Source organism: Bradyrhizobium sp. (genome assembly GCF_049798375.1).
GTDB lineage: Bacteria > Pseudomonadota > Alphaproteobacteria > Rhizobiales > Xanthobacteraceae > Bradyrhizobium.
In genome coordinates this window covers 1-5,769 of record NZ_JBARGP010000330.1, presented here as the reverse complement: position 1 = coordinate 5,769, position 5,769 = coordinate 1, and the positions used below count along the sequence as shown (strand labels likewise).

The following is a 5,769-nucleotide window of genomic DNA, read 5'->3' as shown; positions in this document are numbered from 1 at the left end:
ACCGTCGACATGCGCCACGCCGTGGTCGAATGCCGGTCCGAGCGCTATCTGCGCCGCAATAGTGAGCCGCCGCCACCGGCCTGGGACGCCATCGCCGGTGTCTACAAGACGGGCGACGGCCGCTTCGTCCGACTGCATACTAATTTTCCGCATCATCGCGACGCCGTCTGCAAGGTGCTGTCCTGCGCGGCCGAACGCGAGGCCGTGCAGGCCGCGCTGATGACATGGCAGGGCGAGGCATTCGAAACCGCAGCCTACGCCGCCGGTGGCGTGGTGTCGTTGATGCGCTCCTACGACGAATGGCGCGCGCTGCCTCAGGCCACGGCACTGGCCGAACTGCCGGTGCTGACCATCGAGAAGATCGGCGAGGCACCGCCGAAGCCTTGGCCTGCGCCCGCCGGCGATCGTCCGCTGTCCGGCCTTCGCGTGCTCGATCTCTCCCGCGTCATCGCCGGCCCCGTTGCGGGGCGCACGCTGGCTGCCCATGGCGCCGACGTCATGCTGGTGGCGAGCCCCGATCTGCCCGCCATTCCCTGGCTCGTGATCGACACCGGTCGCGGCAAGCTCTCCTGTCACCTCGACCTGAAGAGCGAGCAGGGGCGGGCAGGCTTGCGCGATCTGCTGCGCGAGGCCGACATCTTCTCGCAAGGCTACCGGCCGCAGGCGCTGGCTGCGCTCGGCTTTGCGCCGCACGACGTGGCGGCGATCTCGCCCGGCATCATCAACGTCTCGTTGTCGGCCTATGGCCATGTTGGGCCGTGGGCGGAGCGGCGCGGCTTCGACTCGCTGGTGCAGACCGCAACCGGCTTCAATCATGCCGAGGGACAGGCGGCTGGCGTCGATGGACCGAAGGAATTGCCGGCACAGATGCTGGATCACGCCACCGGCTATCTGATGGCAACAGGCGCGATGATGGCCCGCCTGCGCCAGTCGCGTGAAGGCGGCAGCTGGCATGTCCGGGTATCGCTGGCGCAGACCGGCCGCTGGCTGTGGGAGCTTGGCCGGGTGGCGGACGGCCTGAAAACCCCGGATTTGAACGGGGCGGCGATCCGGCCGTATCTCGCGGACATGCCCTCCGGCTTCGGCTCGCTCAGCGCCGTCAGCCATGCCGCGATCCTGTCGAGAACGCCGGCGTTCTGGGTGCGACCGGCGGTCCCGCTCGGTCACGATGCGCCGCAATGGCCGCCGGTGGCCGACATCCGATGAATGGGTGCTGAACGGCTGTCATCTACATGTCAATTTTTTAAGCAAAACAGCAGCCGAATTGGCCATTTTTAGGTTGTTTGAAACGCCAGTTCCGCACTATTAGCGCACAGATGAGGCCGCCATTGCTGGAATCATCGCGCGCGTGATCAGGGCCATGGCGACACAATCGAACCCACAGACGCAAATGCCGGGGAGCAGGCGCTTTGCCTCTCGCCTCGTCGTGGGCGCGATCGTGCTGGCGCTGGCCGGTGCGGGTGCTTACGCCTATCTGCAGGGCAGCAAGGCGCCGAAGGAGAACTCCGAGCTCTCCAGCCAGTCGCGCAAGGGGGCGCAGAACTTCACGCCTTCGCCATCGGAATGGGCGACGCTGACGATCGAGCCGGTGAAGGAGAAGGTCTTCCGCGCCGAGCACGTCACCGAGGGTAAGGTCGCGGTCGACGAGGATCGCTCGACCCCCGTATTTTCCCCGTATGCCGGCCGCGTCACCAGGCTGCTCGCCAAGCCGGGCGACAGCGTCAAGCAGGGCCAGCCGCTGTTCGTGATCGAGGCCGCCGACACCGTGCAGGCCCAGAACGATTTCATCACCGCCATCACCTCGCTCAACAAGGCCAAGTCGGCGCTCGATCTCGCCGAGATTCAGGACAAGCGTGCCAAGGATTTGTTCGAGGGCAGGGCGATCCCGCTGAAGGACTTCCAGCAGGCCGAGGCTACCTTTGTGCAGGCCCAGAACGACATGCGCTCGGCCCAGACCGCGCTCGAGGCCGCCAATAACAAGCTGCGCATTCTCGGCTTCACCGACGCTGCGATCACGCAATTCCAGAACAAGGGCACGATCGATCGCGAGATCACCATCAACTCGCCGATTTCGGGCACCGTCGTGCAGCGCAAGGTCGGTCCCGGGCAATACGTCAATTCGGGCGCCAGCGATCCGGTTTTCGTGATCGGCGATCTCTCGACCGTGTGGCTGGTCGCCTTCGTGCGTGAGAGCGACGCGGCGCTGGTCTCGGTCGGGCAGGAGATTTCGGTCAACGTGATGGCGCTGCCGGACCATCCCCTGAAGGCCAAGATCGACTATGTGTCGGCGGCGATCGATCCCACTACGCGCAGGCTGCTGGTCCGCGCCACCATCGACAACAAGGACGGCCTGCTCAAGCCCGAGATGTTTGCCAACGTCACCATCTATTCGCCCGGCGATCATCCGGCGGTGGCGGTGCCCCGCCAGGCGCTGATCTATGAGGGCGATCAGGTCCGGGTCTGGATCGCGCATCCTGATCATTCGATCGAGCTGCGCAAGGTCAAGACCGGCCTCGTCAATGGCGATCTCGTCGCGGTCGAGGGTAACCTCAACGCCGGCGAGCAGATCGTGACCAAGGGCAGCCTGTTCATCGATCGCGCGGCGTCGGGAAGCTGACATGGCTATTTCGTTCCGGCCATGAAAGCGTCGACCTGAATGGATCGCCTCGTCGCAATTGCCGTCCAGCGCCGCTTCCTGATGGTCGGCATGTTCGTCGTCATCCTGATCGGCGGCCTGATCGCGTTCAAGCAGCTCAACATCGAGGCCTATCCCGATCCGACGCCGCCGATGGTCGACGTCGTGACGCAGAGCGCCGGCCTCTCCGCCGAGGAGATCGAGCGTTACATCACGATCCCGATCGAGACCCAGGTCGCCGGCATCAAGAATTTGCGCACCATCCGCACGATCTCGCTGTACGGCCTCTCCGACGTCAAGCTGCAGTTCTCGTTCGACTACACCTATGACGAGGCGCTGCAGCAGGTTCTGAACCGGCTGTCGCAGCTCGCGCCGCTGCCCGGCAACGTCACGCCGGGGATCTCGCCGTTGAGTGCGATCGGCGAGATCTATCGTTACCGGCTGAAGGGGCCGCCCGGCTACAGCGTGCTCGACCTCAAGACATTGCAGGACTGGGTGCTGCAGCGGCGCTTCCGCTCGGTGCCGGGCGTGATCGACGTCACCGGCTGGGGCGGCAAGACCAAGACCTATGAGATCCAGGTCGATTTCAACAAGCTGGTCGCCAACGGCCTGACCCTGCCGCAGCTTTTGCAGGCGGTCTCCAATTCCAACATCAATGTCGGCGGCAACACGGTCGACATCGGCACCCAGTCCGCGGTGGTGCGCGGCGTCGGCCTGATCCGCTCGATGGACGATCTCGCCAACACCATGGTCTCCTCGAGCGGCGGCAACCCGGTGCTGGTCAAGGACGTCGCCAATGTCACCGTGGGCGAGCGGCCGCGGCTCGGCATCGCCGGCCTCGACGACAGCAACGACATCGTGCAGGGCATCGTGCTGATGCGCCGCGGCGAGCAGTCGTCGCCGACCATCGCCCGCGTTGAGCAGCTGGTCGACCAGATCAATCACTCCACCATCCTGCCGCCCGGCGTCCATATCGAGCGCATCTACGACCGCAAGGATTTGATCGACACCACGACCCACACCGTGCTGCATAACATGGTGGTCGGCATCCTGTTGATCGTGCTGCTGCAGTGGATCTTCCTCGGCGACCTCCGCAGCGCGCTGATCGTCGGCGCCACCATTCCCTTTGCCTTGTTCTTTGCCGTCATCATCCTGGTGTTGCGCGGCGAGTCCGCGAACCTGCTGTCGGTCGGCGCCATCGATTTCGGCCTGATCGTCGACGCCACCGTGATCATGGTGGAGGCGATCTTCCGTCGCCTGACCCAGACCACGCCATTGTCGGAGGCCGAGCAGAGCCACATCTCGGCCGAGACCGTGATGGGGATGAAGAGCCACGGCATCCTCTCGGCCGCGGCCGACGTGTCGCGCTCGATCTTCTTCGCCGCCGCCATCATCATCGCCGCTTTCCTGCCGCTGTTCACCTTGAGCGGCGTCGAGGGCAACATCTTCGGGCCGATGGCGCGCACCTATGCCTATGCGCTGGCCGGCGGACTTCTTGCGACCTTTACCGTCACCCCGGCCCTGAGCGCGATCATCCTGCCGGCCCATGTGGAGGAAACGGAAACGCGGCTGATGCACTTCCTGCATCGGATCTACACGCCGGCGCTGCGCTGGGCGGTGGGGAGCCGCAAGATCGTCATGGCCGGCGCGGTCGGCCTCGTCATCATGACGCTGGTGTTCGGCCGGCTGCTGGGCCTGGAATTCCTGCCGAAGCTGGAGGAGGGCAATCTGTGGATCCGGGCCACCTTGCCGCCGACCATCTCGCTGCAGGAAGGCAACCAATACGTCAACGAGATGCGCAAGATGATCCGCGCCCGGCCCGAGGTCGAGGCGGTGGTGTCGCAGCACGGCCGTCCCAACGATGGCACCGACGCCGCCGGCTTTTTCAATGCCGAGTTCTTCGCCCCGCTCAAGCCGGTCAGCGAGTGGCCGGGCACTCATGACAAGGACGTGCTCACCGCCGAACTCCTGAAGCAGCTCGACGACCGCTTCCCGGGCGTCGAGTTCAACTTCTCGCAATATCTTCAGGACAACGTCTCCGAAGCCGTCTCCGGCGTGAAGGGCGAGAACTCGATCAAGCTCTACGGCAACGATCTGCAGGCGCTCACCGACACCGCCAACAAGATCAAGCAGGTGTTGTCGACCGTGCAGGGCATCACCGATCTCGCCGTGTTCACCTCGCTCGGGCAGCCGACCGTGCAGATCGACATCAACAGGGCCAAGGCGGCGCGCTATGGGCTGTCGCCCGGCGACATCAACGCCACCATCAAGGTCGCGATCGGCGGCGATACCGCGGGCGATCTCTACGAGCCCGGCTCTGACCGTCACTTCCCGATCATCGTTCGTCTCGCGCCTGAATATCGCAAGAGCGCGGAAGCGATCGAGAACTTGCGGATCGGCGTGCAGGGGCCGAACGGCATCACCCAGATTCCGCTCAGCGAGGTTGCGACCATCAAGCTGGTCTCGGGTGCGGCCTATATCTACCGCGAGCAGCAGGAGCGCTATCTGCCGATCAAGTTCTCGGTGCGCGAGCGCGATCTCGGCAGCGCGATCCGAGAGGCGCAGGAGAAGGTCGCCGAGCAGGTGCAGCTTCCGCCCGGCTCGCACGTCGAATGGGTCGGCGAGTTCGGCAATCTGCAGGACGCGATCAAGCGGCTCTCGATCGTGGTGCCGATCAGCCTTGCGCTGATCGCGGTGCTGTTGTGGTTCAATTTCGGCTCGATGGTCGACACGCTGCTGGCCATGAGCGTGATTCCGATGGCGATCTTCGGCGGTGTGCTCGGACTCCTGATCACAGGCACGGCCTTCAGCGTTTCCGCGGCGATCGGTTTCATCGCGTTGTTCGGCATCGCCGTGATGGACGGCATCATCATCCTGTCGCAGTTCAATCAGCTGATCGACGAAGGCATGGACCGCGTGAGCGCGGTGATACGTACCGGCGAATTGCAGCTCCGCCCGGTGCTGATGACGTGCGTCGTCGCCGGCGTCGGCCTGCTGCCGGCCGCGCTGTCGGGAGGCATCGGCTCGCAGGTGCAGAAGCCGCTCGCGGTCGTCGTCGTCACCGGCATGATGCTGGCGCCGATCGTGATCCTGGTGACGCTGCCGGTGCTGATCTCGTTCTTCTCCCGCCGCGC

The 5,769-nt window shown here is 64.9% G+C and carries 3 protein-coding genes; all 3 read left to right on the top strand.

Annotation, left to right across the window (positions count from 1 at the left end):
• On the top strand, nucleotides 1–1,206 hold a 1,206-nt coding region (locus tag WA702_RS14085), incomplete at its 5' end, for a CoA transferase (RefSeq protein ID WP_425111142.1).
• 184 nt (nucleotides 1,207–1,390) lie between these two features.
• Nucleotides 1,391–2,617, top strand: a complete 1,227-nt coding sequence (locus tag WA702_RS14080; protein ID WP_425111143.1) for an efflux RND transporter periplasmic adaptor subunit — start codon at nucleotides 1,391–1,393, stop codon at nucleotides 2,615–2,617.
• Between the two features lie 39 nt (nucleotides 2,618–2,656).
• Nucleotides 2,657–5,769, top strand: a 3,113-nt coding sequence (locus tag WA702_RS14075; protein ID WP_425111140.1) for an efflux RND transporter permease subunit, incomplete at its 3' end; no start/stop codon positions are given.

Coding starts and splice junctions, on each gene's coding strand:
- WA702_RS14080 (WP_425111143.1), top strand. CDS start 1,391: ATGCCGGGGAGCAGGCGCTTTGCCTCTCGCCTCGTCGTGGGCGCGATC.